This window comes from Paenibacillus aceris (genome assembly GCF_017874035.1).
In the GTDB taxonomy this organism is placed as follows: domain Bacteria; phylum Bacillota; class Bacilli; order Paenibacillales; family NBRC-103111; genus Paenibacillus_E; species Paenibacillus_E aceris.
In genome coordinates this window covers 487,408-512,118 of sequence record NZ_JAGGKV010000003.1, presented here as the reverse complement: position 1 = coordinate 512,118, position 24,711 = coordinate 487,408, and the positions used below count along the sequence as shown (strand labels likewise).

Sequence of the window (24,711 nt, the reverse complement as noted above, 5' to 3'; positions counted from 1 at the left end):
CTCACCTTACAGGGTGACGGGGAAAGTCTACAATGAATACAAGAGAAGATCTATTAGAGGGAGTGATTAGGAATGCTATTGTTTTTGCATGTGTTAGGCGCTGTATTGTTTCTGGGTAATATTGTGACAGGAGCGTTTTGGAAAGTAAGGGCCCATTACGGAAAGCAGGATCTGACGACGATACATCTTACCGTCAAAAACATTATGCTCGCCGATTATGTGTTTACCCTACCTGGTATTGTGCTGCTGCTCGTTCCGGGATTTTTAATGACGGCCAAACGAGGGTACTCCTTCATGGAATGGAACTGGTTGACGGCTGCTTTATTATTATTTTCAATATCGGGTCTGTTATGGCTCTTCATTCTCCTGCCGCTGCAAAGAAAAATGATTCGCTACAGTGAAGAATCGGTGCGGATTGGAAAGCAGACAGAAGCGTATCAACATGTCTCGAGAAAATGGGATATCTATGGAACGATTGGCACAATTCTTCCACTCCTTTCTTTGGTGTTGATGATATGGAAGCCTGGCATGTAACATGCTGGGCTTTTGTTGTTTTGTAATACATATGTAAGCTTCATTTCAATGGGATAAGGTATACTTATACTAGCTTGAGGAGGTATGACGTATGGGGGCAATCGTTCTTGTTGTAGATGATGAACCGAATATTATAGATGTGTGCACCGTTTATTTGCAGAGGGAAGGGTATCAAGTTATTTCAGCTCCAAATGGTGATGAAGCGATTCGTAAGTGGCGGCAATATCAACCGCAGTTGATTGTGCTGGATTTAATGATGCCGGGCAAAAACGGATGGCAAGTATGTGAAGAAATCCGCAATGAGCAGGACGTTCCCATCATCATGCTGACAGCACTAGGAGACGAAATGGACCGGCTGACGGGACTTACCATGGGGGCGGATGACTACTTGACGAAGCCATTCTCCCCACGGGAGCTCGTGCTGCGAGCAAAAGGAATTTTGCGCAGACTACAGCGTACCCAGTCAGAGACAGCGGCGAATACGGAGGCAGTCCTGCCGGCGCATATTCTGAGATACCCGGGCCTTGAGATCAACGTGCTGTATCGCAGTGTCCGCATTAACGATAAAGACATCGAGCTGACCGTAAAAGAATTTGAACTGCTTCATTTGTTCGCGGCCCATCCGGAACAAGTCTTCTCGCGAAACCAATTGCTGAGCAAAATTTGGGATATTGATTACTACGGGGATACAACGACTGTCACCGTCCATATTCGCCGATTAAGAGAGAAAATTGAGCAGAATCCGTCCCAGCCACGCTATATAAAAACCGTATGGGGCATCGGCTATAAGTTCGAAGGGAGGGAGCCATCCTGAAACTTCGCAACTATTTGTTCATCGCAAGCGGCGTGAGTACGGGTATTATCTTGCTGTCGCTTTTTATTTGCTATCATTATATGCTTCTTCATTGGAAGGACGTCGTGCTCCTGACAAGCTTCACCTTAGGTGCGGCTGTCGTATCCATGGGGATTCACTATATCATGACGCGCCCTCTTGAGAAAGCCATTCATACCATTACACAAGAAACGACTCGTATTTCAGAGGGCCATTTTGAAGGGCAGGTGCCCCTGCTTGGACCGGCTGAATTCCAAAGACTTGCCGGTCAATTCAATCGCATGAGCGGCAAACTGAAAGACAGCTTCGAAAAATTACGAACAGCCGAGGCTTCCCGCAAAGAGCTTGTGGCTAATGTATCTCATGATCTGAGAACACCGATGGCTTCTATACAAGCTTTCGTTGAAGCTTTGGAAGACGATGTGATTCAGGACAAAGCGACCTTCGAGCGCTACCTCCGAACGATCCGTTTGGAGACAGGAAGACTAGACGCTCTCATCCAGGAGCTATTTAGGCTCTCTCAGCTGGACGCGGGCGGAGCGGATTTTGCACCTGAGCCGTATCATGTCGATCAACTGCTAGTAGATGGTTTGCAAAGCTTAGCTTTTCAGCTGGAGGAGAAGCGGCTAAATGTAAACGTAGACCTGCCCGAGTACTTGCCGCCAGTGAACATCATGCCTCAGGAAATGAAGCGGGTGCTTGCTAACATTTTGGGAAATGCCATTCGACACTCTCCTATTGGCGGGAGCATTGCAATTAAGGCGGAGAAAGTGTCCGGGCCGTATCTAAAGCTGTACGTTCAGGATCAAGGTATCGGTATTGAGGAAAAGGATATGGATAAAATATTTGACCGCTTCTATCGATCAGACCCATCAAGAACGCGTGTAAGCGGAGGCGCCGGGCTCGGATTGGCGATAGCAAAATCGATTGTTCAACTGCATGGAGGAACGATTGGGGTCGTGAGTCGAGCGGGCCAAGTCGAGGGACGTGGCAGCACATTCTGGTTTACCATTCCTATTTATGAATGACATACCTGCTTAAGGAGGATGAAGTCTCAACACCTCGTGGGCGGGTAGGGGAACTAGAGGGCGCTATATTGCCAAAAGCAGCCCTTTTGGTGAGGGAAGGGGAACTATGGTACGTTATTTCGCCATCTGGACACAAATTTGATCGATTACGGTGAAATAAGATCCTGTAGCTAGTTGCCCTTTAAACCATCGAAATGGGGCATTACCACTAAATAAAGGAATGAGGTTCCCTTAATCCGGATGGATCTTCAGATATGCTTGTCCATGAACACAGGCAAGTTGGATAGAGGCGTTGTAAGCGATTATACGCTTGATTGGTGGGTGTCCGGTACAATCTTCTTGGGCAATGAAGCGGGAAGAGCTAAATCCACAATCCCCGTGGCAGGGAAGAACAACGCCTACTGTCCCTGTTGCACGAAGGAGCTATGTCCACTATCCCTGTGGCTCAGTAACGAAGAGAAAGGATGGTAGCGTGTAGAAGCTGAAGTAATCTTGGCGCCGTTGGGATAGCAGGAATGGAAACAAATATAAGGGAGCGCATGCCTCTAGAAATATTAGCAGTTTGTAAGCTTTATTTAAGATTTGTACGTTATGATTAGAGCTATAACTCTCGATTGAATAGGATGTGGACGTATGGAATCGAAAAGAGGTTGGTTAAAGCAATCTTTTGGCAAGCGTCTGAACGCTATACATAGTTGGAATGCCTGGATTCTCATGCTGCTGACGATAACAGGCATCGTGCTTAGCATAGGCGCCATTCGCGGAGATTTGGGAAGCTTTCGAGTGACGCTCAAGCAGCTGCACATTTATTTAGGCGTCGCTTCTATTCTGCTCATCGCTCTTTACGCACCAATGATTCGCAAGCATTGGCGCCAGATTCGCGCGCGCCGCAATCAACGCGCGAATCTGGTGTTCGTGCTGGCGCTGCTGGCTGGCTGGGCAGCGTCCGGGGTCATCCTGTGGCAGTTCCGTCATCTGCCGCCAGCCTGGAACAACACGGCACTCCTCCTCCATGATCTGCTCACCTGGGTCGGAGTGCCGTATGCCGTGTACCACGCCATCTCGCGCAGCCGATGGCTGAAGCGCCAGCAGCGGCTGGAGCAAGCCGCTGCGGCTGCCGCTGCGAAACCGCCGGCCGCGCAGCCGGCGGCGGCGAAAGATCCCGTGGCGGCCACGGATGCCACGGCTGAGCGCTCCGCTGCGCAGGCGGTTATCGCCGCGCTGAAGGAGTCACCGATCACACGCGCTTCGTTCCTGCGGATTGCCGCAGGACTCGTGATTGTGATCGCGGTCGGTCCCGCCTTTTATCGCTGGATAAAAGGCGCCTTCGACAACGGCGGCTCTGCGACCGCCGAATATGTTGCAGGGGACGGCAACAGCATGCTGCCGCCGCCTGCACCGCTGCCAGACTCCGCTGCTGTTGTCGGCGGAGGAGCGCAGGGGAATTTCCGTATTTATACGGTGACGGAAATTCCGGCTTTTTCCTCGGAGACATGGCAATTCGCCATTTCCGGTCTTGTTGATAAACCAAGTGTATGGAACTGGGAAGAGTTCCTGAAGCTGAAACGAACCGTACAGGTTAGTAATTTCCATTGTGTAACGGGTTGGTCTATTTATAACTGTACGTGGGAGGGAATCCCGCTCAAGCAGCTGTTAGCGGCAGCAGGTGTGCAGTCCAAGGCTAAGTATGTGAAATTTTACTCTGGCGACAAAGTGTATACCGATGCGCTGTCGTTGGAGCAGGCTGGCGGGGATGATATTATGGTGGCTGTGCTGCTGGACGGCAAACCTATTCCTCAAAAATTGGGGGGGCCTGTCAGGCTGATTGTGCCGCAGATGTATGCATACAAGTCCGTTAAATGGCTCCAAGGGATTGAGCTCATCGAGAAGGAGCATATGGGGTACTGGGAAGTTAGGGGCTACGATAACGACGCTTGGGTGGATAGATCGAATAACGCTTAAAGCGATAGGAATGGCAAGAAGCCGAAACTGACTTTCCGAGCGGATTTTGGTATAGTTATGGCTAAGAAGCCAGCTTGGAAGTGAGGAATAAAGCGATGGAAATCGTATCGGTTAACGTGGGGAAGCCCCAAACAATTCAATATCAAGGCAAAGAGCTGGTCACAGGAATATATAAATTCCCGGTCAGCTCCTCTTTGTATGTATCGAAAACGCAGTTGGATGGAGACGGGCAAGCGGATTTGACGGTGCATGGCGGCGTTGATAAGGCGCTTTGCGTGTATCCCGAAGAGCATTATGCTTATTGGGAAGGAGTGCTTGGCCGCAAACTGGAAGCGGGTGCATTTGGTGAGAATTTAACAGTCCGCGGCTTTCTGGAGGCGGAGGTTTGCATTGGTGACATTTATGCGATTGACGATGTCATCGTTCAAGTCTCGCAGCCGCGTCAACCTTGTTTTAAGGTGGCGAAGCGCCTGGAGTGGGTCCAAACACCGCTGCAAATGCAAGAAACAGGCTTTACCGGCTTTTATTTCAGGGTCTTACAAGAAGGGTTCATTTCTAAAGAATCCCGCGTGAAACTTGTCGCCAAAGATGAGGCGGGTGTAACTCTAGCTTATGCCAATCAGATCAAATATCACGATAAAAAGAGTAAGGATGGGGCTCAGCGTCTCGCCGAGACAAAAGCCTTATCTGAGAGCTGGAAGAAATCTTTCGAGAAACGATTGGCGGAGCTGGCGACATGATGACAGGCGTTATTTTGGCTGGGGGGCTCAATCGCCGTATGGGCGGAAACCGGAAGGCGCTTCTTCCCGTGGAAGGTCAGCCTATACTTCTTAGGCAGCTAAAGGAGATGTCCAAGATCTGTAATCAGATTATTGTTGTAGCGAACGAATCTGAGGCGTTTATACCTCTTATCGAGTCAATGCCCTCTACGATGAATGTACAATTGGTGTCAGACTATTATGTGCAGAAAGGTCCATTAAGCGGTATCCATGCAGCCGCACAGGCCGCTAGCCATGAGTTTCTGTGGATTGTTGGCTGTGATATGCCGTTTCTTTCGTCAGAAGCCGCCGCTGCTATGGCTCAGTGGTGCCAAGAGGCGAATGTTGACGCCGTCATTCCTGTATTGGAGGGAAAAGTCCATCCTCTTCATGGGATTTACTCCAGACTGGTCGGTTCCGAAGCCGAGGTGCTATTGAAGCAGGAGAAATATCGGTTGATGGGTTTGCTGGATCATATCGACTGGCTGCCGGCGGAAAATGTTTTTTTTGAAAATCATCATCTGCCGACTCAGTTCGTTACAAATGTGAATACGCCGGAAGAGTATAACGCTATGTTAGATAATCTTACTTAGGGACTATTTTTCCAGATAGTGATCGTCAAGGAATCTAGGTTTTAGTTATAAAATATGCCATAATGGGGATAGAGAGAAGGTGAACCTCATGCCGAAGCTGCTGATGGATCGTTTTGGACGGATGCACGATTACTTGCGAATTTCGGTTACCGATCGATGTAATCTCCGCTGCGTCTATTGTATGCCCGAAGAAGGAATGGAATTTGAACCGGATGACAAACTTCTCACGTTCGAGGAGATCACCGAAGTTGTTCGTGTGCTCGCTGGATTAGGTGTTCGTAAGCTGAGATTAACCGGTGGAGAGCCACTTGTGCGTAAAAACCTGGAAGTGTTGATTGGAATGCTATCCCGAATACCCGGGATTGAAGACATCGCGTTGACTACAAATGGGATTTATTTTGCTTCAAGAGCCGAGAAGCTTCGTGCAGCAGGATTAACCCGTGTAAATATTAGCTTGGACTCTTTAAAGGCCGACAGGTTCTCACTAATCACCAGAGGCGGCGATATCAATCGTGTTCTGGCTAGTATTGAAGAAGCTTACCGTGTAGGCATCACCCCGATTAAGTTGAACGTCGTTCTCATGAAGGGTATGAATGATGACGAAATTGAAGATTTTTTACAAATGACGTTGGACCGTCCGATTCAAGTTCGATTTATAGAATATATGCCGATCGGCCATCAAGATGAGGCCTGGAAAAGCCGCTATCTGCCTTTGACCACCGTACTGGATCGCTGCAAGGAAAAGGGATGGAATGCTGTAGCATCGGACGCGGTTTATGGGAATGGACCTGCTCAAAACTACTGGATTGAAGGGGCACTTGGTTCATTCGGCCTTATTCACCCGATCAGCGACCATTTCTGCGAGACATGCAATCGGCTGCGAATTACAGCTGACGGCAATGTGAAACCGTGCTTATATTGGTCAGATGAATTTAACGTTCGAACATACATCGGGAATGATGCGGCTATGGAAGACCTTTTCTTCCGTGCCTTGGATATTAAGCCTCAAAATCATGAGATGGCGCAAGCCCTGCTTAATGAAGCACAGTCTCATACACCAACACTTCGCCGGATGTCGCAAATTGGCGGTTAGCTCATGGGAGGAACAGACGTTAGTGAACAGCGATACAAATCTTAAATTTGGGCGAAAAGTCATTTCGGTCGAAGAAGCAAGGAGCTTGCTTTCCGAATATGTAAAACATACCGAAATTGAATCTGTGCCGCTATCTGCCGCATTCGGCAGGCGTCTGGCTGAGGATATCTATGCCGATCATCCCGTTCCTCATTTTCGCAGATCCGGTGTAGACGGGTATGCGGTATGCGCTGCAGATATTGAGCAGGCCACACCGGAGAATCCTGTTGAATTACGTATCATTGAGCAGATTCCAAGCGGTACTGTACCTAAGTTCAAGGTTTATTCGGGATTAGCCGCGCGTATCATGACGGGCGCTCCGGTTCCGGATGGCGCGGATTGTGTGGTCATGCTGGAGATGACGGATGCCTTGCCCTTAGATGATACAGGACTAAATTCATCTCATGTAAACATTAAGAAACATGTATCCTTCGGGAGTAATATTACTCCTATTGCCGGGGAAATACGAATGAAGGAATTATTGCTGGAGCAAGGTTCACAGATTGGACCTGGAGAAGCAGCAATATTAGCCACCTTCGGCTACTCCTTTGTTTCTGTGTACCGTAAACCGAAGGTCGCTATTTTCTCAACAGGCTCAGAGCTATTAAATGTTGAGGACGCTCTGCAGCCTGGACGAATTCGCAACAGTAACAGCTATATGCTTGCTGCACAAGTAGAAGCGGCAGGTGGAGAAGCGATCATTATGCAGGCGCTGTCGGATGATGCGGAAGAGGTGGAATCGGCGCTGCTGGAGACATTAGCCAAAGTCGACCTTATCCTCACCTCCGGGGGTGTCTCCGTTGGTGACCATGATGTTCTGGTGGATTTGTTTGGACGTTTTACAGGAAAGCTGCTTTTTAATAAAGTGGCGATGCGGCCAGGCACTCCGACGAGCGCAGCTCTATGGGAGAATAGGCTGCTGCTGGCGCTCTCCGGTAATCCGGGCGCATCGTTCGTAGGCTTTGAGCTATTTGCGAAGCCGCTGATTAAAGCGATGGCGGGCTGTCAAACACCCTTCCAAGAAGCCATTACGGCATTTTTAGATGTGTCTTACGATAAAGGCTCGGCTTATCCCCGGTATGTGAGAGGGACAACACATGCGGAGACTGGCTGTTTGAGGGTAAGACCCGCAGGCATCGATAAATCCAGCATTATGGTTTCCATTAAAGATGCGGACTGTTTGATTCAACTGCCTGCCGGAGGCAAAGGTTTTGCTAAAGACGAACGTGTACTTATTTATCCTATCCAATAAATTGGGGCCTACCTGTCACTCAGCTTCTTTGGAAGAAGCTGCTGCAGGTAGGCCCCTTTACCTGGATTAGTCAGGTTGGAAGATTAGCACGGATTAGATAGCGAAAGTTGCCAAGATGATGACGAGCAAAACATAAAGGACAAGAACAACACCAACGGATCCGTAACCAGTTCCGCAACCAGCTGCATATGACATAGTATCCCCTCCGGTTCTGAATGATTTAAGTGGGTTGATTCACTATACATCACATCATATGATTCAGAGACATTCGTTGATTGGACGTATGCCCTGATTTATTATTGAAAGAGCCTAAATAGGCTCTAGGTAGCGCAATTGATTATCAAGTATAATTGTACTTGAGGTGATACATATGAATGAAATTCGTACATTGCAGCCACAGGAGATATCGGAAAGCTTCGCATTATCCCAGTTTGCTTTTCAATATGAGTTGAGCGCTGAGGAACAAGCTGAGCGATCCCGTTTAACGGATCCGAAACAAATTTGGGGCTGCTTCGTTCAGGAAAAGTTAGCAGCGAAACTCCATCTTTTACCGTTTCATACGTGGCTGAATGGCCAGCGCTTTGCCATGGGCGGCATTGCGGGAGTAGCGACATGGCCGGAGTACAGGCGCAACGGGATGGTTGCGAAGCTGCTGCTTCAAGCGCTCAAGGTGATGAAGGAACAAGGGCAGACGCTATCCTTTCTGGCGCCATTTAAATTCGAGTTTTATCGGAAATATGGCTGGGAGACATACATCGATTATCTGAAATATGAAATACCTGTGGATAAACTTCCAAAGTTTCAAGCTTCTGAGGGCAGTTCGATCATTCGTGTGACAAGGAACTGGGAGCTTTTGAATCCGATTTACGTGCAGCATGCTTTGCGGTTTAACGGAATGCTGGAGCGGGATGCTGATTGGTGGAACAACAAATATTTTAAACACAAAAGCGGTATGGTAGCTCTTTATGAGAATGCACATGGTGAGCGGACCGGGTATGTTTTTTATCATATAAAAGAGTATACGGCGACCATTCATGAAATGGTGTTTCTGGATGAGGACGCAAGGCGCGGCTTGTGGAAATTCATAGCGGATCATGATTCCATGATTACCAAAGTTGAGGTCAAAGCGCCCTTGGATGATCAGCTTCCATTCTTGGTGCACGACCCTAAGTTCAAGCAAGAGAAAATTACGTATTTCTCAGCCCGAATTGTAGATGTTGAAGCCTTTCTGGCGCAGTATGTGTTTGCAACGCGTAAGGCAGCTGAACCCGTCTATCTGCGCATTTCGGACCCGCATGCGGATTGGAACAACGGCGTTTATTGTCTAAACTTCACGGGCAGCGGGGAAAAAGCACAAGTAACAAAGCTGGCTGAGGGCGAGCTGCCGGCAGAGGAGCTTCTAGTGAACTGCAGCATTCAAACGCTTACAGCGCTGTTCATGGGCTATCAAAAGGCTGGCTTTCTGGCTCGCATAGAGCGGCTTCAAGGTTCGCAGGAGCCTATTTCGCGGTTGGAAGCTGCTATTCCAAAGCGGACGACTTATTTGGCGGATTTCTTTTAAAGGATGCTTACCGATTTACTTCAAACCTAAAATGACTGTCAGGGCGATTTTCCTTGACAGTCTTTCGCATGGGATTCGGGCTGCTGCGGTGAAAATTAAAAAACCCGTGATCATCACGGGTTTAGTTTATAAACTTTTACGGTTTGGAAGCCAAACTTGCTTAAGGATTGCTTGGAGCCCGGAACGAAGATATCAACGCGTTTGCCTTTGATGGAGCTGCCTGTATCTGTTGCGTAAGCATACATGCCGCCTTGCGGAAGACCATTGAAATCATATCCTTCGATATAGAGCTTAGACCCAAGTGGAATGACAGATGGATCTACAGCGACGGTTCCGACAGTTAATGGATTACCCAAGTAATCCAAAGCTCCAAAACCACCGTTCTCAGACGGATCTGCCGAGTAGGCTGTTGATTCAAATAACTCATAATCCGGCGCGTGGTGATTGCCGTCTTTACTTAGAATCGCTAGTTTGCTGCTTGCGTCCCACTGAACGGGAATGTCGGAAGCTTTGCTTAGAAAACGAAGAGGCACATATACACGTCCATTTTGGTACTCGGCATGTGTGTCCATCTCGACACGTGTGCTATCGATTTCGGCTTCTTTTTCACCTGAAACTAAAGTAATGGAATGCTTGTCATTGTTAAGTGTTACCTTGATTTGGTCGCCTTCCTTTTGCCATTGTACATCGTAACCCAGCTTCTCTGTTACGAAACGGATCGGTACTTGTGTAGAATGATTGCCATCCAGAAATGGCTGTGCATCGGGAAATTGAACCAGGTCATCATTGACTTGAACTTTCACGTCCATACTCTCGGCGGCATGGGCATGCGCCGTAAATGGGGAAAGAAAGCCCCCTGCCAAAACTGTGGCGGACACAGCAAGGCAAGCTAACCCTTTTGTTAACATATGCAATTGGTAATCCTCCTTCAAATGAGCCTCCGAGGTTAGTTGACGGGTTCGGGAAGAAGGTTCTCCCTAGTCTGCTCTGCATGCAGAGCAAATATTCACCCCATTTAAATCGTCCCCCGTACCGGCACTTTGTCTGTGCACCGGACTCGGCTTCAAATATTCTATCATTGATAGAATAAGAGTAACAACGCCCAAAATATGGATAGCGGTCTTAGCGGGTACTGGACTTAGGTCTAGGTACAAAAACAGTCGGGAGTCCGTTTTGGCCGATATCCATTTCGGCTACGATAGAAGCATGAAGAATATGCGAAGGGCGGTTGCGGTAAATGAGCATGAATCGATCGAAAAGTTGGGCTTTGATTTTAATAACAGTAGGCTTTCTCATCGGTGTGCATCAAGTAGGCATGCATCTGCACGTAATGGGGTTGTTGATTCCCGTGGCTATGGTAGGGCTCGGTTATGTAGGAATAAGAAATGGAAAGAAAATAGGTTGGGTTATTTTTGGGATCGGCGCTTTGGTATTAATGACAAAGTTGTCCGGACTACTCGCAATTGTATTTGCCGTGTGGTTAATGTATTACGGCTATCGCCTGCTGAAGAACCAAAACGACTCGGCGCAATTCAAACTATAATCGATAGGAAATTAGGGGGTGTGGCATAATGAGCGTATTCAATCGGATTGGTAAAGCAGCGGAGATGGCCTGGCAGGAAGCGGCAAACAAGCTGGACCTGCATGAGCGGGGAGGCTGCCATTCAGGAGCAGCGACGCGCGGCATTGCCGAACTGGAGCAGCGCTACGAGGAAGCGCTGCAGCGAACAATCGAACTGCGCAGGCAAAGCGTCAACGCGGAGGAAATGGCACAGCTGCGCGCCGAGCAAGCCGAGCTGGCGATGCGCGCCGGCGACGAAGAGCTGGCACGCCTAGCGCTGCAGGAGAAGCTGCGCGAGGAGGCCGCTTGCGAGCAGTACCGCGCGCAGTACGCGAGCAGCCAGGACGTCTGCCTGGCGCTCGCAGATGAGCTTGCTGCGCTGCGTGCCGGGCGCGCAGCAGGAAACGGACAGCCGCGCAGCGGGCCGTCGAAGGAAGAAGCTCGCGACGCTTGGCGCGAGCTGGAAGTGGCCGGCCGCGAGCTCGGCCGGGAAGCGCTGCAGGGCCTCCGCGTCGCGGGGCGCGTGTCGCGTGAGACGCTGAAGGAGGCTGGCGGCAATCTCCAGCAGGAGCTGCGCAAGCTCCAGCAAGATTGGCGCGAGCAGCGCTTCAGCGAAGAGAAGGAGACGCGCGGCAAGAAGTAGCTGCCGCGCTGGGCGGTGCTGCGCCGGCATGCTTGCGGCGCAGCCGGTGGTTCAAGCCTCCGCATTTGTGCTAAATCCTTGCTGGGCAAGGATTTGCATCGATTTGCATCTTGGAGGCTGTCCATTCTTATGGTATGCTAGGAATCTAAATGAACGATTTAATCAGCAGCCAGAGGAGGTGCAGCGATGGGAGAAGAAACCAAAAACAACCGCAACCGGAATACAGCCCTAGTGCTGATTGGCGCCGGTCTTTTTTTGCTTCTGGATCATACGATAGGCTTTTTTCCCATTCTTGCGATCATCCTCGTCTTGCTGGGCATTCATCGGGTCCGCTCCCGCAAAGAGCGTAAAGGCTTTGTGCTCATCGGCGTGGGGGCTGTGATTCTGTTTGGCGACCATATTACGATCGTTTTCTCGATTGTGCTGATCTCGCTAGGATTCTTTTTCATACGTTCTAAGCAAGTGCATAAAGATGACACCTATATTCAGAAGCAGAAGCTAATGGATAGCGTCCGTCTCGGGCGTGAGCCTTGGATCTTGAGGAATAGCTCGACGTGGTACATTATTGGGGAGACTTACATCGACCTCTCGCTCGCGATTTTGGAGCAAAAAGAAACAACAGTCATCCTGCAAGGTGTAGTAGGAGATGTTGATATAAAAGTACCGGATGATATCGGAATTTCGGTTGCAGCCTCGGTCACATTCGGCCAAATCCAGGTCGCAAGTGAACGCGAGTCGGGCGTAATGAACAAATTGCATTGGCAGTCGTCCAATTATGAGAGCTGCGATCACCGTGTGAAACTAGTGCTTTCTTATATCGTAGGAGATATTAAAATCAAAGTGATGTAACACTGCAGAGGAGGTTCAGCGCATATTGGACGGCTATAAACGAAGATTAACGAATATGATATGGCGCAGTATGGCTGAATCGATAATTTTTAGTTTTTTTGTATTTGGCGCTATTATTTATTTTATGAATTCACGCAATTTGATCACCCCGTTTACGAGCTGGCAGGAGGGTGTGAAATTCGTTTTCATGGCGATTGTCGTCATCGGCGGTATTGGCGCAGGCTACGGTTATTGGAACAGCTCACGGATTACACGCCGGCTTGAACCGCTCATGGAAACGATGATTTTGCTGGAAAAAGGGACGTTTACCCGGGAAGGCTTTCAGAACGGTGAAGACGAAATCGGACGTCTTGGCGAGCAGTTGGGCCGCATTATGAAACGGTGGGAAGAGCAGGTTACTTCGCTGCAGCGTTTATCGAATAATAACGCCGAGCTTGCGGAGAAGGCAAAGCTTTCAGCGGTAATTGAAGAAAGGCAGCGGTTGGCGCGGGAACTGCATGATGCGGTAAGCCAGCAGCTGTTCGCGATTTCCATGACCGCAACGGCGGTAGGCCGGACGTTAGACAGGGATTTCGAGAAGGCCAAACGTCAAATACATCTGATCGAGGAGATGGCCTCTGTTGCGCAATCGGAGATGAGGGCGCTGCTGCTGCATTTAAGACCGATCCATTTGGAAGGGAAGCGTTTGTCCGAAGGGCTTGTAGAACTGCTTAAGGAGCTAGCGGCTAAGGTGCCGATGGCGATAACTTGGGATATGGACGAAGAAATTCGTTTGAATAAAGGAATCGAGGATCATTTATTCCGTATTGTGCAGGAGGCGCTCTCGAATGCCCTGCGTCATTCCAAAGCGAACAAGCTGGAGGTCAAGCTGCTGCACCGCCCTGACGGCGTTCGTCTGGCGATTCGCGATGACGGTGTAGGTTTTGAACTGGATGCGAAGAAGCTCACGTCCTACGGTATCGTATCCATGAAGGAGCGGGTTAACGAAATTGGCGGCTCCGTTGATATTATTACAGCGCCTGATCGAGGTACGCGCATCGAGATTCGTGTTCCAATTCTTGCGACGGATGCTGCGGAAAGTGTATAACCGGTTGGTTCTGGATTGCGGGTTGTGCAGTTAAAGGGGACAAACAGTTTTGCTGACGAGGGGAGAAGCTAATGGACGATACGCTAATTAAGGTCTTGCTAGTCGATGATCATGAAATGGTGAGGATCGGTCTTGCCGCCGTTCTGGGAACGGAGGATGGCATTGAAGTAGTCGGAGAAGCCAGCAATGGACAAGACGGCATTAGGTTAGCTCAGGAATATCGGCCGGATGTCGTGCTGATGGATCTAGTCATGGAAGGCATGGATGGGATCGAAACGACACGGAAGCTGCTGCAGCTGTATCCGGAATGCAAAGTGATTGTGTTGACTAGCTTCCTGGATGATGAGAAAATGTATCCAGTGATTGAAGCAGGCGCCTTTAGTTATTTGCTCAAAACGTCTCGCGCTTCTGAAATCGCTCAAGCGATTAGAGCCGCGGCCAAAGGGCAGTCCATACTGGAGTCGCAGGTAGCCTCTAAGATTATGAACCGTTTCAGGCAGCCTAAGGCGGCAGCACAACCGCATGAAGAGTTGACCGAGCGGGAGATGGAAGTTCTGCGCTTGATTGCCAAAGGAAAGTCTAACCAGGAGCTGGCGGATGACTTATTTATCGGTGTGAAAACAGTGAAATTTCACGTCACGAATGTACTAGCCAAGCTTGGTGTGGAAGATCGGACGCAAGCAGCGATCTATGCCTTTAAGCACGGATTGGCTGAGTAGCAACAAGGTACAAGGGAGCGATAAGGATGAATTTTCTCAAGCAATTGTGGAGCTGGTTCGGCTCCATTGCCATTTCTTTTATTTTAGTCGTATTTCTTGGCGTTTTTGTGTTCCAATCGACGAAAGTCATGGGACATTCCATGGACCCTACGCTGCATGACAGTCAGCGTGTGTATGTATCCAAACTTTCTCATACGTTTAATTATGAACCGAATTATGGGGACATTGTGATCATTGATTCCAGAGTAGATCTGAAGCGGACCTTTAAGAATGACTTGCTAGACAGCCCGCTGCTCAGTTTGTTTACGAAGGGCGATGACAAGCATGTCTGGATCAAACGTGTAATTGGCAAGCCAGGGGATCATCTGGAGATGAAAGACGATAAATTGTATCGTAACGGCCAGCTTCTGGACGAGCCGTACCTGAATGAAGCGATGAGAGCGAACGGAAACAAGCAGTGGACGGTTCCGGAGGACCACGTTTTCGTGATGGGAGATAATCGAAATAACAGTATGGACAGCCGAGTGATTGGATACGTTCCACTCGATCATGTCTTAGGGAAGAAACTATTCTAAAAAAAGCGGCCCTCTGGGTGAGCATGCAGGTGCATGAGCTCATTCAGGAGGGTCGCTTTTTTGAGATTAAGAAGGCAAATCACATCTGTGTATCAAACAGTTGTCCGCTTACCGGGACCTGCAAATAGGCTTGGAGCTTTCGAGTTATGTATGCAGGCGATTTCCGCAAGGAGGTCTGAAGTTCATTATGTGTATGTATATATTGACGTGTAGGTTCTAGGATGTTTTCGCGATTGTTGTCAGCCGGTTTTGCCCCGACTACGGATTGAGCGGATGGATTGGTTATGCTATTTGCGGTTTGAACGAATCCGGCTTCTGATTTGGCCGCTGCTTTGGCGAATTTCTGATAAGGGGAGCCCTCTGAAGGAAGATCTAGGGGCACACGAATCGTAGTTGATTTACCGCCGGCGATGCCGCGGACTCCGCTAACACGGTAATAATCCTTATGAGTTTGATAACTCTTTACTGCCATTATTGGAGGATAGGCATAGATCATATCAATCACCTCATTTTCGCTTAAGTCTAGTATAGCATTCGCAGGTTTTGGGGTAAATTGGTACGTGCCAAGAAGAATTCGAGGAAGGAGTTGAGTCATTTTTGCGCGGACCAACATAAGATAGCATTATTGCTTCTTGTGGAGGCGATGCGCGTGATTCGCAAACGGTTTGCAGCTAATGACGATCGGGCGATTCATCGTTTGGTTGTTGAACAGTTAGTCCCCTTTTCCAGACTATATCAGTCAAGTACTTCGATCACATTTTCAGAAATTCGTAAGCGGCTGAACCACAACAAAACATTTGTGGCAGCTAAAGGATATAAACAGCCATACGGCTTCATTTCGGTCATTCGCAAATCGAACGTGCTGTTCGTGGATATGCTGGCCGTCGATCCCCGCGAACAGGGAAAAGGCTTGGGGAAAGAGCTCATGAAAATGGCGGAAGACTATGGCAAAAGCGAGCGCTGTCGCACTGCAGAGCTGTTTGTAGATGACAGTAATCCCAAAGCCATCGGCTTTTACTTAAGCAAAGGATATGAGATTCAGGAGTACCTCCCCGAGTTAAGCTGCTACAAGATGAGAAAGAAGCTTATCAGGTAAAACAAGGGCTGCAGATGGGTGAGACATCCGCAGCCTTTTCTTCATTCGGTGAACATAGCGGCAACCCGGTCGACCGGTATATCGATCGCTCCCGAATCAGGGGCTGGGCCGCCGAAAAGCGGCATTCCGAAGAAGTTTAATCGCTCGAGCGCTGGCTCCGGGCTGGACGGCTCTGTTTCCGCCAATTTCATTTTGACCGTTTTCGATTTGGTGCTGGTTTTGCTTTTCTTCTTGGATGTAGTTAAATTAAGGTTCGGGCGAGCCTCGTCATTCAGAATGAGCGTATTTTTCTCAAAACGACTTAGGACTCCGAATACTTGTGAGCCATCGTTAAGATAAAGAAGAACAGGCTTTCCGAACAGGCTTTTACAGGTCTTCTCGGTAATAGGATGAATGGACTGCATGAGGATCTTGGCACCTCCGTATTTGTATGTACTGTAGCCTATTCGGCGGGCTTCACTTCTGTATAGACGAATGTCTAGTTTTTTATAAGAAATTGTTATTAGTGAAAGTTCTCAGAAAAGTTGAATAGCTTGACAATTTTAGGTATGCTAAGCATATTAACTAATCCTAAAAGAGAAAGAATGATGCATAGATGAGTGGAGCTGTATTTTATATTTTCGGGGCAACTGGCGATTTGGCGAAAAGAAAGCTGTTTCCAGCTTTTTATAGCTTGTATCGTGAAGGGAAATTAGGAGAAAATTTTGCGGTTGTCGGTCTGGCACGCAGACCGCGGACGAATGAACAGTTTCGTGATGACGTGAAGCACTCGATCCAAGAATTCGCCCGGTACAAAATTACGGATGATGCAGAATGGACGCGTTTTGCTCAGCGTTTCGAATACATGTCACTTGATATCAACAATGTCGCAGGCTTCCACGAGCTAAATGTATTGTCTGCAAGACTGGATGAACAATATCAAACGGGTGGAAACCGTTTATTCTACCTGGCTTTGGCGCCGGAACTTTTCGGCAACGTCTCCTACAACCTAAGCGAAGGCGGCTTGTTGCAAACCAAAGGCTGGCACCGTCTTGTCATTGAGAAGCCATTCGGCTACGATCTGCCGTCGGCTGAGCGTTTGAACGGTCAACTCCGTCAAGTGTTTGAGGAGAAAGATATTTACCGCATCGATCATTACCTCGGTAAAGAAATGGTGCAAAATATTGAGTTTGTGCGTTTCGCTAACGCATTCTTCGAGCCCCTATGGAATAATAAATACATAGCAAATATTCAAATTACGCTTAGTGAAACCGTTGGTGTTGAAGAGCGTGGCGGGTACTACGATCATTCCGGTGCTTTGCGCGATATGGGGCAGAACCATATGCTGCAAATGCTGATGATGATGGCGATGGAGCCGCCGAGCCGCCTGCATCCGGAAGATATCCGCGATGAGAAGGTGAAGGTGCTGCGTTCCCTGCGTTTATTCGAAGACGGTGATGACGTTCGGGCGAATGTCGTGCGCGGACAATATGCAAGCGGTTCGAGCAAAGGAAAAGCGTTACCTTCTTACCGCGAGGAAGATTCCGTGAATCCGCAATCGACGACAGAAACGTATTTCGCTGCCCGCGTTCACGTTGATAACTTCCGGTGGGCTGGTGTGCCTTTCTACATTCGGACAGGAAAAAGGCTGCCGGTCAAAACAACGGAAGTCGTTGTTGAATTCAAGAATATTCCGAATAATGTTTATTTGGCCAAAAAGCATGAAATGGACCCGAATCTGCTAGTATTCCGCGTAAACCCGATGGAAGGCATTTATTTGAAAATGAATGCGAAGCAGCCTGGATCTGAAGGTGTGATCGTGCCGGTTGCGATGGATTTCTGCCAAAGCTGCCAAATCGGCATTAACACGCCGGAAGCCTACGAGCGTTTGCTGTATGATGCAGCGCGCGGAGATTCTACGTACTTCACCCGTTGGGATGAAGTAGCGCTTGCTTGGTCTTACGTGGATCGCATCGCTGCAGCATGGAATGAGAGAACTGACGATCTGAAGCAGTATCCGGCTGGCTCATGGGGACCTGAAGAGGCGACTAAGCTGCTCGCTGAAGACGGCTTCAAGTGGTGGCCGATCAATGGTCAAAATGAAGGCGAAGTCGATTGGGAAGCCGTTCAAAAGACAACGGTTTTAACTTAAGCACGCGAGCATAACATCCAATAGGCGACTGACGCCTATTGGATTTTTTGTGGTATAATAAAACTTACGGAGTAAATCCTGACTATTATACTTGAGGTGCGTTTATGTCGCGAAGAGCTTTTATAAGATGGTTGCTTGCTATCGGGGCTGCATTAGTTGGTTTAAGTGCTTTTTTTAGTCAAATGGTAAAGAAAAAGTTTATGGCGGATGATCAGCCGGCTCTGTCTTCCGTTAAACCTGAGCCCGCTCAAGCTGTAGCGCAACCTTCGGCTGAACCGCTGCCGACAGGTCCGCTCATGTCCTATTTTATACTAAGCGATCTTCATATCACTATAGGCGATCCTCTCACAGGTAAGAAATTACGTCAGGCGCTTGATGATATTACGCATTTCGACGGTCCAGTTGACGCCATTATGTTAACGGGCGATTTGACGGATACGGGAACGGAACGAGATTACAAGGAGCTGCGTACCATTGTAAATGAGTATAAACTTCCGCCTGTTCATGCGAACATGGGAAATCACGACTATTACACGATCTGGATCAATAAAGCGAATACCTGGGATCAAGCAGCCGTTCCGAACGGCAAAAGCGATGAGGTCAGCAGGGAGCAGTTCAAGAAGTTTTTCGGCTACAAAACGCTTTACAATGATTTTACGACGAAAGGCCATTCCATTCTGCTGCTTTCACAGGAAGCCTACGTGCAGGAAAAGCCGGAGGTTGGTGAGGGAGCATGGTATTCCGATGAGCAGTTGGCCTGGTTCAAAGAAAGGGTCAAAGCTCTGTATCAACCGGGTAGACCGCTGTTCGTCATGACGCATCAACCACTGCCTCCGAATGGCACAGATGGAGGTACTCACCAATTAATCCGCGCGATTCAGTTCCGTGAGACGCTAAAGCCATATAAGAATGTGTTCGTCTTCTGCGGACATCGCCATCAAGATTTCCAGAATGGAACCCCGCATTATGTGAAGGAAACATTCCATTATTTCCACAATGCATCGGTCGGCAGAACGCTGAACCGTGCTTACCAGCAAGAAGCTAAGAATAAAGCTCAGGGTATCTATGTGCAAGTATTTGCCGATAAGGTTGTCGTGCGCGGCAGGGAGTTCAGCAACCGCACTTTCCTTGATGAAGCGAATTGGAGTATCGATTTGCAGAAAGCCCAAGCTTAATCAATAAGCAGTACCCAGCAGTACCCATGTAAAAGAAGAAGGGAATTAAACTAACAGATGACTACGCAACTCACAAAGCTACTCGAAACGGAAGTCGCTAAGCGACGCACGTTCGCGATTATTTCTCACCCGGATGCGGGGAAAACGACCTTGACCGAGAAACTGCTGTTATTCGGGGGCGCGATTCGCTTAGCGGGAACCGTCAAAGGGCGCAAAGCCAGCAAACACGCAACGTCCGACTGGATGGAAATTGAAAAGCAGCGCGGAATCTCCGTAACGTCCAGTGTGATGCAGTTCGACTACGAAGGGCACCGGGTTAACATTCTGGATACACCAGGTCACCAAGACTTCAGCGAGGACACCTACCGAACGCTTACTGCTGCGGATAGCGCAGTGATGCTGATTGACGTGGCCAAAGGGGTCGAGACACAAACGAAGAAGTTATTTCAGGTTTGCCGGATGCGCGGCATTCCGATCTTCACGTTTATCAACAAATTGGACCGCGAGGGCCGCGATCCGTTCGAGCTTCTAGAAGAGCTGGAAGAAGTGCTCGGGATTCGTTCTTATCCGATGAACTGGCCGATTGGGTCAGGCAAACAGTTCTGTGGTGTATATGACCGCGGCAAATCGCAGCTGGAGCTGTATAACGGCGAGGATCACAGAGAGATTGAAGTGCGCAAGGTAGATGGGGTGCAAGATCCGCTGGTCCGACAAATCGCCGGCGAATTCCTGCATCAGCAGCTATGCAATGATATTGAGCTCCTGGACGTAGCGGGCGATCCCTTCGATATGGAGAAGGTGCTGAAGGGCGAACTTACGCCTGTCTTCTTCGGAAGTGCCGTGAACAATTTCGGTGTGCAGACGTTCTTGGAGAACTTCCTGCAGCTTGCTCCTAAGCCGGAGCCACGCAACAGCACGGCAGGTGTAATCGAGCCTACCAAGGAGAAATTCTCAGGCTATGTTTTCAAAATTCAGGCGAATATGAACCCGGCTCACCGCGACCGCGTTGCGTTTCTGCGCATCGTGTCAGGTAAATTCGAGCGCGGCATGGCGGTTAAGCATGTCCGCATGGGTAAAGATATCAAGCTGGCTCAGCCACAGCAATTTCTGGCACAGGACCGCGATATCGTGGAGCAGGCATTTCCGGGCGATATTATCGGCTTGTTCGACCCAGGTATTTTCCGAATCGGAGATTCCCTGAGCGAGGGGGAGGAGATTGTTTTTGACGAACTGCCAACCTTCTCGCCGGAGTTGTTCAGCAAGGTTTCAATCAAAAATGCACTGAAACAAAAGCAGTTCCTCAAAGGAATTGATCAATTGACGGAAGAAGGCATGATCCAAGTATTTACGACGATCGGCTTTGAGGACATGATTCTTGGCGTCGTTGGCCAACTGCAATTTGAGGTGCTTGAACACAGGATGAGATCGGAATATGGCGTAGAAATTCAACTGCAGCGCCAGAATTATCAGTTTGCGCGTTGGATCATCGATGAGAAGATCGATCCGAGTAAATTCCGTATTAATTCGCAGCTTGTGAAGGATAAAAAAGGGAATTACGTCGGGTTGTTCGAAAGCGAATATGCTCTGAGATCCTCCATTGAGAAGAATCCGAGTGCGAAGTTTTTAACGAGTGCTCCATAATGCTGTAAGGACTTGAAGAGGCCGCCCGCCAGAGTAAAATCTGGCGGGCGGCCTTTTGCTTTGTATCAACCTCAGCCGATGCGCTCAACCAAAAAGGGTGTTGAAGTCGTGTTTCCTTGGTTGCCGAAGCAAGGTTTGCTTCATACAATAAGTACGGGTTACGAATACAGGGCGTGCAGGCCTTAAGGATGTGAACGAGAAACGTGCATCTTTTAATCATCGCTCCCGAACAAATTCCAGTACCGCCGCTACGGGGCGGTTCCGTTGAAATATGCATTTATGCCATAGCAAGGCAGCTTGCCAAAGAGCATCATGTGAGCATCATTTCGAGACAGCATCGTGCCTACAACCGCATAACGACAAAGGGTTCGTTAAAGATTGTAAGAGTCCGATCCGGTAGCTCGAAACAATACTTGAACGCAGTTATTGAAGCGATGAAGAACGAACAATTCGACTGGATTCAAGTAGACAACAGACCCAACTTCGCGGCAGCCATCAAACGCCATTTTCCCCAAAGTCCCGTTTCTCTGTTCCTACATTCCTTAACGTTCGTGAAGCCGCCTTATACTTCGATTTCAAAATGCTCAGATCAGCTAAGTGAAGTGGATTGGATCGTGGCGAACAGCACCTCGCTTGAGCAAGAATTGATTCGGTTATATCCCATGTGCAGGCCCCAGCTTTATCACACTTACCTAGGGACGGATATCAAGAGATTCCAGCCTAGATCGGCTTCTGTGAAACAAAGGTTGAGGAAGAAATACCGGGTCAGCCATGGTTTTCAGGTCCTTTTTGCCGGCAGGCTCATTAAACGGAAAGGACTTAAGCAGTTAATTAACGCCATTTATTTGGCTAGGAAAAAGGTGCCTGGCTTGAAGCTTTTGATTGCCGGAGGGGAGCAAAGCAAGGGCTATAAAGCGGCGCTGCAAAGGAAAGCCCGTAGACTCTCAGTGCCGGCGAAGTTTCTGGGAAATGTCCCCCATCGCAATATCCACGAGGTGTATGGCCTTGCCGATTGCTTCGTATGTCCTTCTCAAAGGCACGAGGCTTTTGGATTAGTCAACGTGGAAGCGATGGCTTCCGGGCTTCCAGTCATCGCTTCGGCCAACGGTGGGATTAAAGAAATTGTTCAGCATGGGCTAAACGGGGTATTGATTCAAGACTTCAGAAACCCTAGAGCATTCGCTCGGGAGATTGCGGCCGTTGCCACGCGCAAAGACTGGGCGGACGGCTTAGCGAAGCAAGCGCGGAGCGATGCTGTCGAGCAGTTCAGCTGGCAGGCCACGGCGTCATCACTGGCAGATTTCTATAGATTGAAGTTGGAGGAAAAACATGAGAAAGATCTTGAAGAAACGGAGTAATATCAGATATTCCAGATATGTTACGAGCAAGATTGGTAAAACCAGAGCGATAGAGGCTAGAGCTGCTCTACAGGAGTATGTGCCGACCACGAAATGGATGACGGCAGAGTCGCTGAAGCAAATGCTGAATCAGCATAAGATGGTGTATATCAAGCCCAATGTAGGCATGTTCGGAAACGGAGTGATCCGTGTGGAAATGTCAGAGGGCGAGGGAGAAGCTACGCCGTATTCGTATCAGCTGGGCGTCAACTTAAAACGGTTCAAAACATTCGACGACATGTATGCCTCCATCCGTGAGAAGACAGGGAAGAGAAGCTATCTGGTACAAAAAGGGATTCATTTGCTGAAATATAAAGGGAACCGCTTCGATCTGCGGATTATGGTGCAGCAAACGCCGCTTCGTGAGTGGGAAACAACCGGTATGATCGGCAGAGTGGCACATCCGAGCAAAATCGTCACCAACTTTCACAACGGGGGAACTTTGAAGCGGGTGGATACACTGCTGCATAGTTATTTGCCTGCCGGAGAGCGGGAGGAGTATCTTAAAAAGCTGCGTATACTTGGGACGCGCGTGGCTAAAGCGATTCATGCAAAGTATCGGGGAGTGAAAGAAATCGGAGTCGACGTCGCCTTGGATAATGAGCTGCATCCATGGATTCTTGAGGTCAACACGAGTCCGGATCCTTATATTTTTCGCAGACTGGGGGAAAAGCACACATTTGCAAAAATGCAAAGATACGCCAGAGCGTACAACAGGCCGGTTATGAAATCATAACCGGCCTGTTGTCATATCGATGAAAGCTTTGCTCGATTTCGTAAACGGAAACGGGGGGACTTAAGAGATAACCTTGAATCGTCGTACAGGAGGTTTCTCTCAGAATTTCAAGTTGGCTCAATTCTTCCACGCCTTCCGCAACCACTTGTACGTTCAGGGCGTGACCAAGGTGAATAATAGCGTTAGTAATCGCCAAATCATCTTTATTGCTATGTATATTTTTCACGAAGGAGCGGTCTATCTTCAGACAGTGGATAGGGAAGTGCTTCAAATAATTCAGTGAAGAGTAGCCGATTCCGAAATCATCGATGGAGATGGAAATGCCTTTGCTGCATAGCTTTTCGAGCACAGCAACCGTATTTTCCATGTTTTGCATGATGGAGCTTTCCGTAATTTCAAATTCGAGATACGCAGGATCGATGCCTGTCTGTTCAATGATGTGAATGGCTTTATCCGAAAAGCTTTCATCCTGGAACTGGCAGGGCGAGATATTGACAGCAACTTGATAGTCTAAAATACCAGCTTCGAGCCATCTCACCTTCTGGAGGCAAGCCTCGCGGAGCACCCACTCGCCAAGGGGTAGAATCAAGCCGCTCTCTTCTGCAAGCGGAATGAACTCGTTAGGCGGAATCATGCCGAGCTTCGGATGATTCCAGCGCACTAAAGCTTCCAGGCAAATGATTTTGCCGCTAGAGAGCTCAAGACGCGGCTGGTAATACAGGATGAGCTGATTTTCCAATATAGCCTTGCGCAGCTCTGTTTCCATCTCCATGAAGCGAACGGGACGTGAAACCAGCATGGAATGGTAGGTGACAAGTTTATTTTTGCCGGTAAGTTTGGCGGCTTGAAGGGCTTGATCTGCTTGCTTCAAAGCTTGCTCAACGGTATTCGGCGATAGCTCTACAGCACTCATGCCCATACTGACGTTAATGTAGCATTCATGCTCCTGAATCATAAACGGTTGATTAAAGCGCTGTTCGATCTGCTGTACGATTTGGGACAACTGTTCCTGATGGAGGGCGTGCAAAACAAGCGCAAATTCATCATCTCCTGATTGAACGACAAGGTTGCAATTAGGAACTGACTGCAAGCGATAGGCTATATCGGCAAGCAGATGATCGCCGGATGCGTAGCCGAGCGTGAAATTGATTTGTCGAAAACGGTCTATATCCAGGATAAGAACAGTTCGAATGTGCGCTTCATGCACAGTTCTGCGGTGACTTCGAACCGCTTTATTGATTAGCACTTGAAGGTGACTTCTAGTCACTTTTTTCTTACTCCGCAAAGCACGGATCGTTCTCGGTGAGACCAAGTGAAGAAGGCGCTGGGCTACTTTCATTGCGATCACTCATTCCCACATCATAGTTGTCCATTTAACCCTAATCATAAAACGAAAGGCAAGCGATAGACAATATTATAAATTAGGTCATTTTACAAAAATTAGTCATT

26 protein-coding genes and 1 riboswitch are annotated in these 24,711 nt (G+C 48.7%); of the genes, 21 read left to right on the top strand and 5 right to left on the bottom strand.

The features are described 5' to 3' along the window. Positions 1 to 72: 72 nt before the first annotated feature. From J2Z65_RS09180 to J2Z65_RS09145, 8 genes are all read left to right on the top strand, one after another. Complete coding sequence (locus J2Z65_RS09180) at positions 73 to 534, top strand: DUF2269 family protein (RefSeq protein WP_167062618.1); 462 nt, start codon at positions 73 to 75, stop codon at positions 532 to 534. 91 nt (positions 535 to 625) lie between these two features. Beyond that, positions 626 to 1,348: a response regulator transcription factor gene (locus tag J2Z65_RS09175; protein ID WP_167062615.1), complete on the top strand. Its 723-nt coding sequence runs from the start codon at positions 626 to 628 to the stop codon at positions 1,346 to 1,348. Positions 1,349 to 1,452: 104 nt separating this feature from the next. Next, complete coding sequence (locus tag J2Z65_RS09170) at positions 1,453 to 2,394, top strand: ATP-binding protein (RefSeq protein ID WP_167062612.1); 942 nt, start codon at positions 1,453 to 1,455, stop codon at positions 2,392 to 2,394. A 633-nt stretch (positions 2,395 to 3,027) separates the two neighbouring features. Further along, entirely contained in the window at positions 3,028 to 4,356 is a 1,329-nt protein-coding gene (locus tag J2Z65_RS09165; RefSeq protein WP_167062609.1) for a molybdopterin-dependent oxidoreductase, read from the top strand. 95 nt (positions 4,357 to 4,451) lie between these two features. Then, positions 4,452 to 5,096: an MOSC domain-containing protein gene (locus J2Z65_RS09160; protein WP_167062606.1), complete on the top strand. Its 645-nt coding sequence runs from the start codon at positions 4,452 to 4,454 to the stop codon at positions 5,094 to 5,096. Further along, positions 5,093 to 5,707: a molybdenum cofactor guanylyltransferase gene (gene mobA, locus J2Z65_RS09155; protein ID WP_167062603.1), complete on the top strand. Its 615-nt coding sequence runs from the start codon at positions 5,093 to 5,095 to the stop codon at positions 5,705 to 5,707. Before J2Z65_RS09160 ends, mobA begins: the two co-directional genes overlap by 4 nt. Before the next feature lie 88 nt (positions 5,708 to 5,795). Then, the gene (moaA, locus tag J2Z65_RS09150) at positions 5,796 to 6,800 is read left to right on the top strand and encodes a GTP 3',8-cyclase MoaA (RefSeq protein ID WP_167062600.1); all 1,005 of its coding nucleotides are present in this window, start codon (positions 5,796 to 5,798) and stop codon (positions 6,798 to 6,800) included. Positions 6,801 to 6,822: 22 nt separating this feature from the next. Continuing rightward, a complete protein-coding gene (locus J2Z65_RS09145; protein WP_338111738.1) occupies positions 6,823 to 8,091 on the top strand; it encodes a molybdopterin molybdotransferase MoeA in 1,269 nt (422 codons plus the stop codon). Positions 8,092 to 8,184: 93 nt separating this feature from the next. Here J2Z65_RS09145 and J2Z65_RS09140 read toward each other — a convergent pair whose 3' ends face one another. Further along, positions 8,185 to 8,286 carry a sporulation protein YjcZ gene (locus J2Z65_RS09140; protein WP_145666491.1) on the bottom strand — a complete coding sequence of 34 codons (102 nt, stop codon included), beginning with the start codon at positions 8,284 to 8,286 and terminating at the stop codon, positions 8,185 to 8,187. Between the two features lie 175 nt (positions 8,287 to 8,461). Between J2Z65_RS09140 and J2Z65_RS09135 the strand changes: the two genes are divergently transcribed. Then, the gene (locus tag J2Z65_RS09135) at positions 8,462 to 9,652 is read left to right on the top strand and encodes a GNAT family N-acetyltransferase (protein ID WP_167062594.1); all 1,191 of its coding nucleotides are present in this window, start codon (positions 8,462 to 8,464) and stop codon (positions 9,650 to 9,652) included. Between the two features lie 113 nt (positions 9,653 to 9,765). Here the strand turns inward: J2Z65_RS09135 and J2Z65_RS35205 are convergent, their stop codons facing one another. After that, a complete protein-coding gene (locus tag J2Z65_RS35205) occupies positions 9,766 to 10,560 on the bottom strand; it encodes a stalk domain-containing protein (protein ID WP_338111745.1) in 795 nt (264 codons plus the stop codon). Between the two features lie 12 nt (positions 10,561 to 10,572). After that, a riboswitch (cyclic di-AMP (ydaO/yuaA leader) is annotated at positions 10,573 to 10,725 on the bottom strand. 164 nt (positions 10,726 to 10,889) lie between these two features. Here J2Z65_RS35205 and J2Z65_RS09125 point away from each other — a divergent pair. From J2Z65_RS09125 to lepB, 6 genes are all read left to right on the top strand, one after another. Then, positions 10,890 to 11,195: a LiaF transmembrane domain-containing protein gene (locus tag J2Z65_RS09125; protein ID WP_167062591.1), complete on the top strand. Its 306-nt coding sequence runs from the start codon at positions 10,890 to 10,892 to the stop codon at positions 11,193 to 11,195. A 28-nt stretch (positions 11,196 to 11,223) separates the two neighbouring features. Beyond that, entirely contained in the window at positions 11,224 to 11,856 is a 633-nt protein-coding gene (locus J2Z65_RS09120; protein WP_167062588.1) for a PspA/IM30 family protein, read from the top strand. A 186-nt stretch (positions 11,857 to 12,042) separates the two neighbouring features. Further along, positions 12,043 to 12,705: a cell wall-active antibiotics response protein LiaF gene (gene liaF / locus J2Z65_RS09115; protein ID WP_167062585.1), complete on the top strand. Its 663-nt coding sequence runs from the start codon at positions 12,043 to 12,045 to the stop codon at positions 12,703 to 12,705. A gap of 25 nt (positions 12,706 to 12,730) precedes the next feature. Beyond that, a complete protein-coding gene (locus J2Z65_RS09110; RefSeq protein ID WP_167062582.1) occupies positions 12,731 to 13,792 on the top strand; it encodes a sensor histidine kinase in 1,062 nt (353 codons plus the stop codon). A 71-nt stretch (positions 13,793 to 13,863) separates the two neighbouring features. Then, positions 13,864 to 14,511, top strand: a complete 648-nt coding sequence (locus J2Z65_RS09105) for a response regulator (protein WP_167062579.1) — start codon at positions 13,864 to 13,866, stop codon at positions 14,509 to 14,511. Between the two features lie 26 nt (positions 14,512 to 14,537). Further along, a complete protein-coding gene (gene lepB / locus J2Z65_RS09100) occupies positions 14,538 to 15,086 on the top strand; it encodes a signal peptidase I (protein ID WP_167062576.1) in 549 nt (182 codons plus the stop codon). A gap of 79 nt (positions 15,087 to 15,165) precedes the next feature. Here the strand turns inward: lepB and J2Z65_RS09095 are convergent, their stop codons facing one another. After that, positions 15,166 to 15,582: a hypothetical protein gene (locus J2Z65_RS09095; RefSeq protein WP_167062573.1), complete on the bottom strand. Its 417-nt coding sequence runs from the start codon at positions 15,580 to 15,582 to the stop codon at positions 15,166 to 15,168. Positions 15,583 to 15,735: 153 nt separating this feature from the next. Between J2Z65_RS09095 and J2Z65_RS09090 the strand changes: the two genes are divergently transcribed. Next, positions 15,736 to 16,182 carry a GNAT family N-acetyltransferase gene (locus J2Z65_RS09090; RefSeq protein ID WP_167062570.1) on the top strand — a complete coding sequence of 149 codons (447 nt, stop codon included), beginning with the start codon at positions 15,736 to 15,738 and terminating at the stop codon, positions 16,180 to 16,182. 41 nt (positions 16,183 to 16,223) lie between these two features. Here J2Z65_RS09090 and J2Z65_RS09085 read toward each other — a convergent pair whose 3' ends face one another. Further along, complete coding sequence (locus J2Z65_RS09085) at positions 16,224 to 16,586, bottom strand: hypothetical protein (RefSeq protein ID WP_167062567.1); 363 nt, start codon at positions 16,584 to 16,586, stop codon at positions 16,224 to 16,226. Between the two features lie 191 nt (positions 16,587 to 16,777). On the opposite strand from J2Z65_RS09085, the gene zwf reads away from it, so the two are divergent. From zwf to J2Z65_RS09060, 5 genes are all read left to right on the top strand, one after another. Further along, positions 16,778 to 18,313 carry a glucose-6-phosphate dehydrogenase gene (gene zwf / locus J2Z65_RS09080; protein WP_167062564.1) on the top strand — a complete coding sequence of 512 codons (1,536 nt, stop codon included), beginning with the start codon at positions 16,778 to 16,780 and terminating at the stop codon, positions 18,311 to 18,313. 104 nt (positions 18,314 to 18,417) lie between these two features. Next, positions 18,418 to 19,488 carry a metallophosphoesterase family protein gene (locus J2Z65_RS09075; protein ID WP_167062561.1) on the top strand — a complete coding sequence of 357 codons (1,071 nt, stop codon included), beginning with the start codon at positions 18,418 to 18,420 and terminating at the stop codon, positions 19,486 to 19,488. A 57-nt stretch (positions 19,489 to 19,545) separates the two neighbouring features. Continuing rightward, positions 19,546 to 21,129, top strand: coding sequence for a peptide chain release factor 3 (locus J2Z65_RS09070; protein ID WP_167062558.1), 1,584 nt, complete (start codon positions 19,546 to 19,548; stop codon positions 21,127 to 21,129). Positions 21,130 to 21,332: 203 nt separating this feature from the next. After that, complete coding sequence (locus J2Z65_RS35855) at positions 21,333 to 22,487, top strand: glycosyltransferase (RefSeq protein ID WP_167062555.1); 1,155 nt, start codon at positions 21,333 to 21,335, stop codon at positions 22,485 to 22,487. Then, on the top strand, positions 22,459 to 23,262 hold the full coding sequence (locus J2Z65_RS09060) for a YheC/YheD family protein (protein WP_167062552.1): 804 nt from the start codon (positions 22,459 to 22,461) through the stop codon (positions 23,260 to 23,262). Before J2Z65_RS35855 ends, J2Z65_RS09060 begins: the two co-directional genes overlap by 29 nt. Here the strand turns inward: J2Z65_RS09060 and J2Z65_RS09055 are convergent. Beyond that, positions 23,249 to 24,529: an EAL domain-containing protein gene (locus tag J2Z65_RS09055; RefSeq protein WP_167062550.1), complete on the bottom strand. Its 1,281-nt coding sequence runs from the start codon at positions 24,527 to 24,529 to the stop codon at positions 23,249 to 23,251. The genes J2Z65_RS09060 and J2Z65_RS09055 overlap by 14 nt on opposite strands. Positions 24,530 to 24,711: the final 182 nt, after the last annotated feature.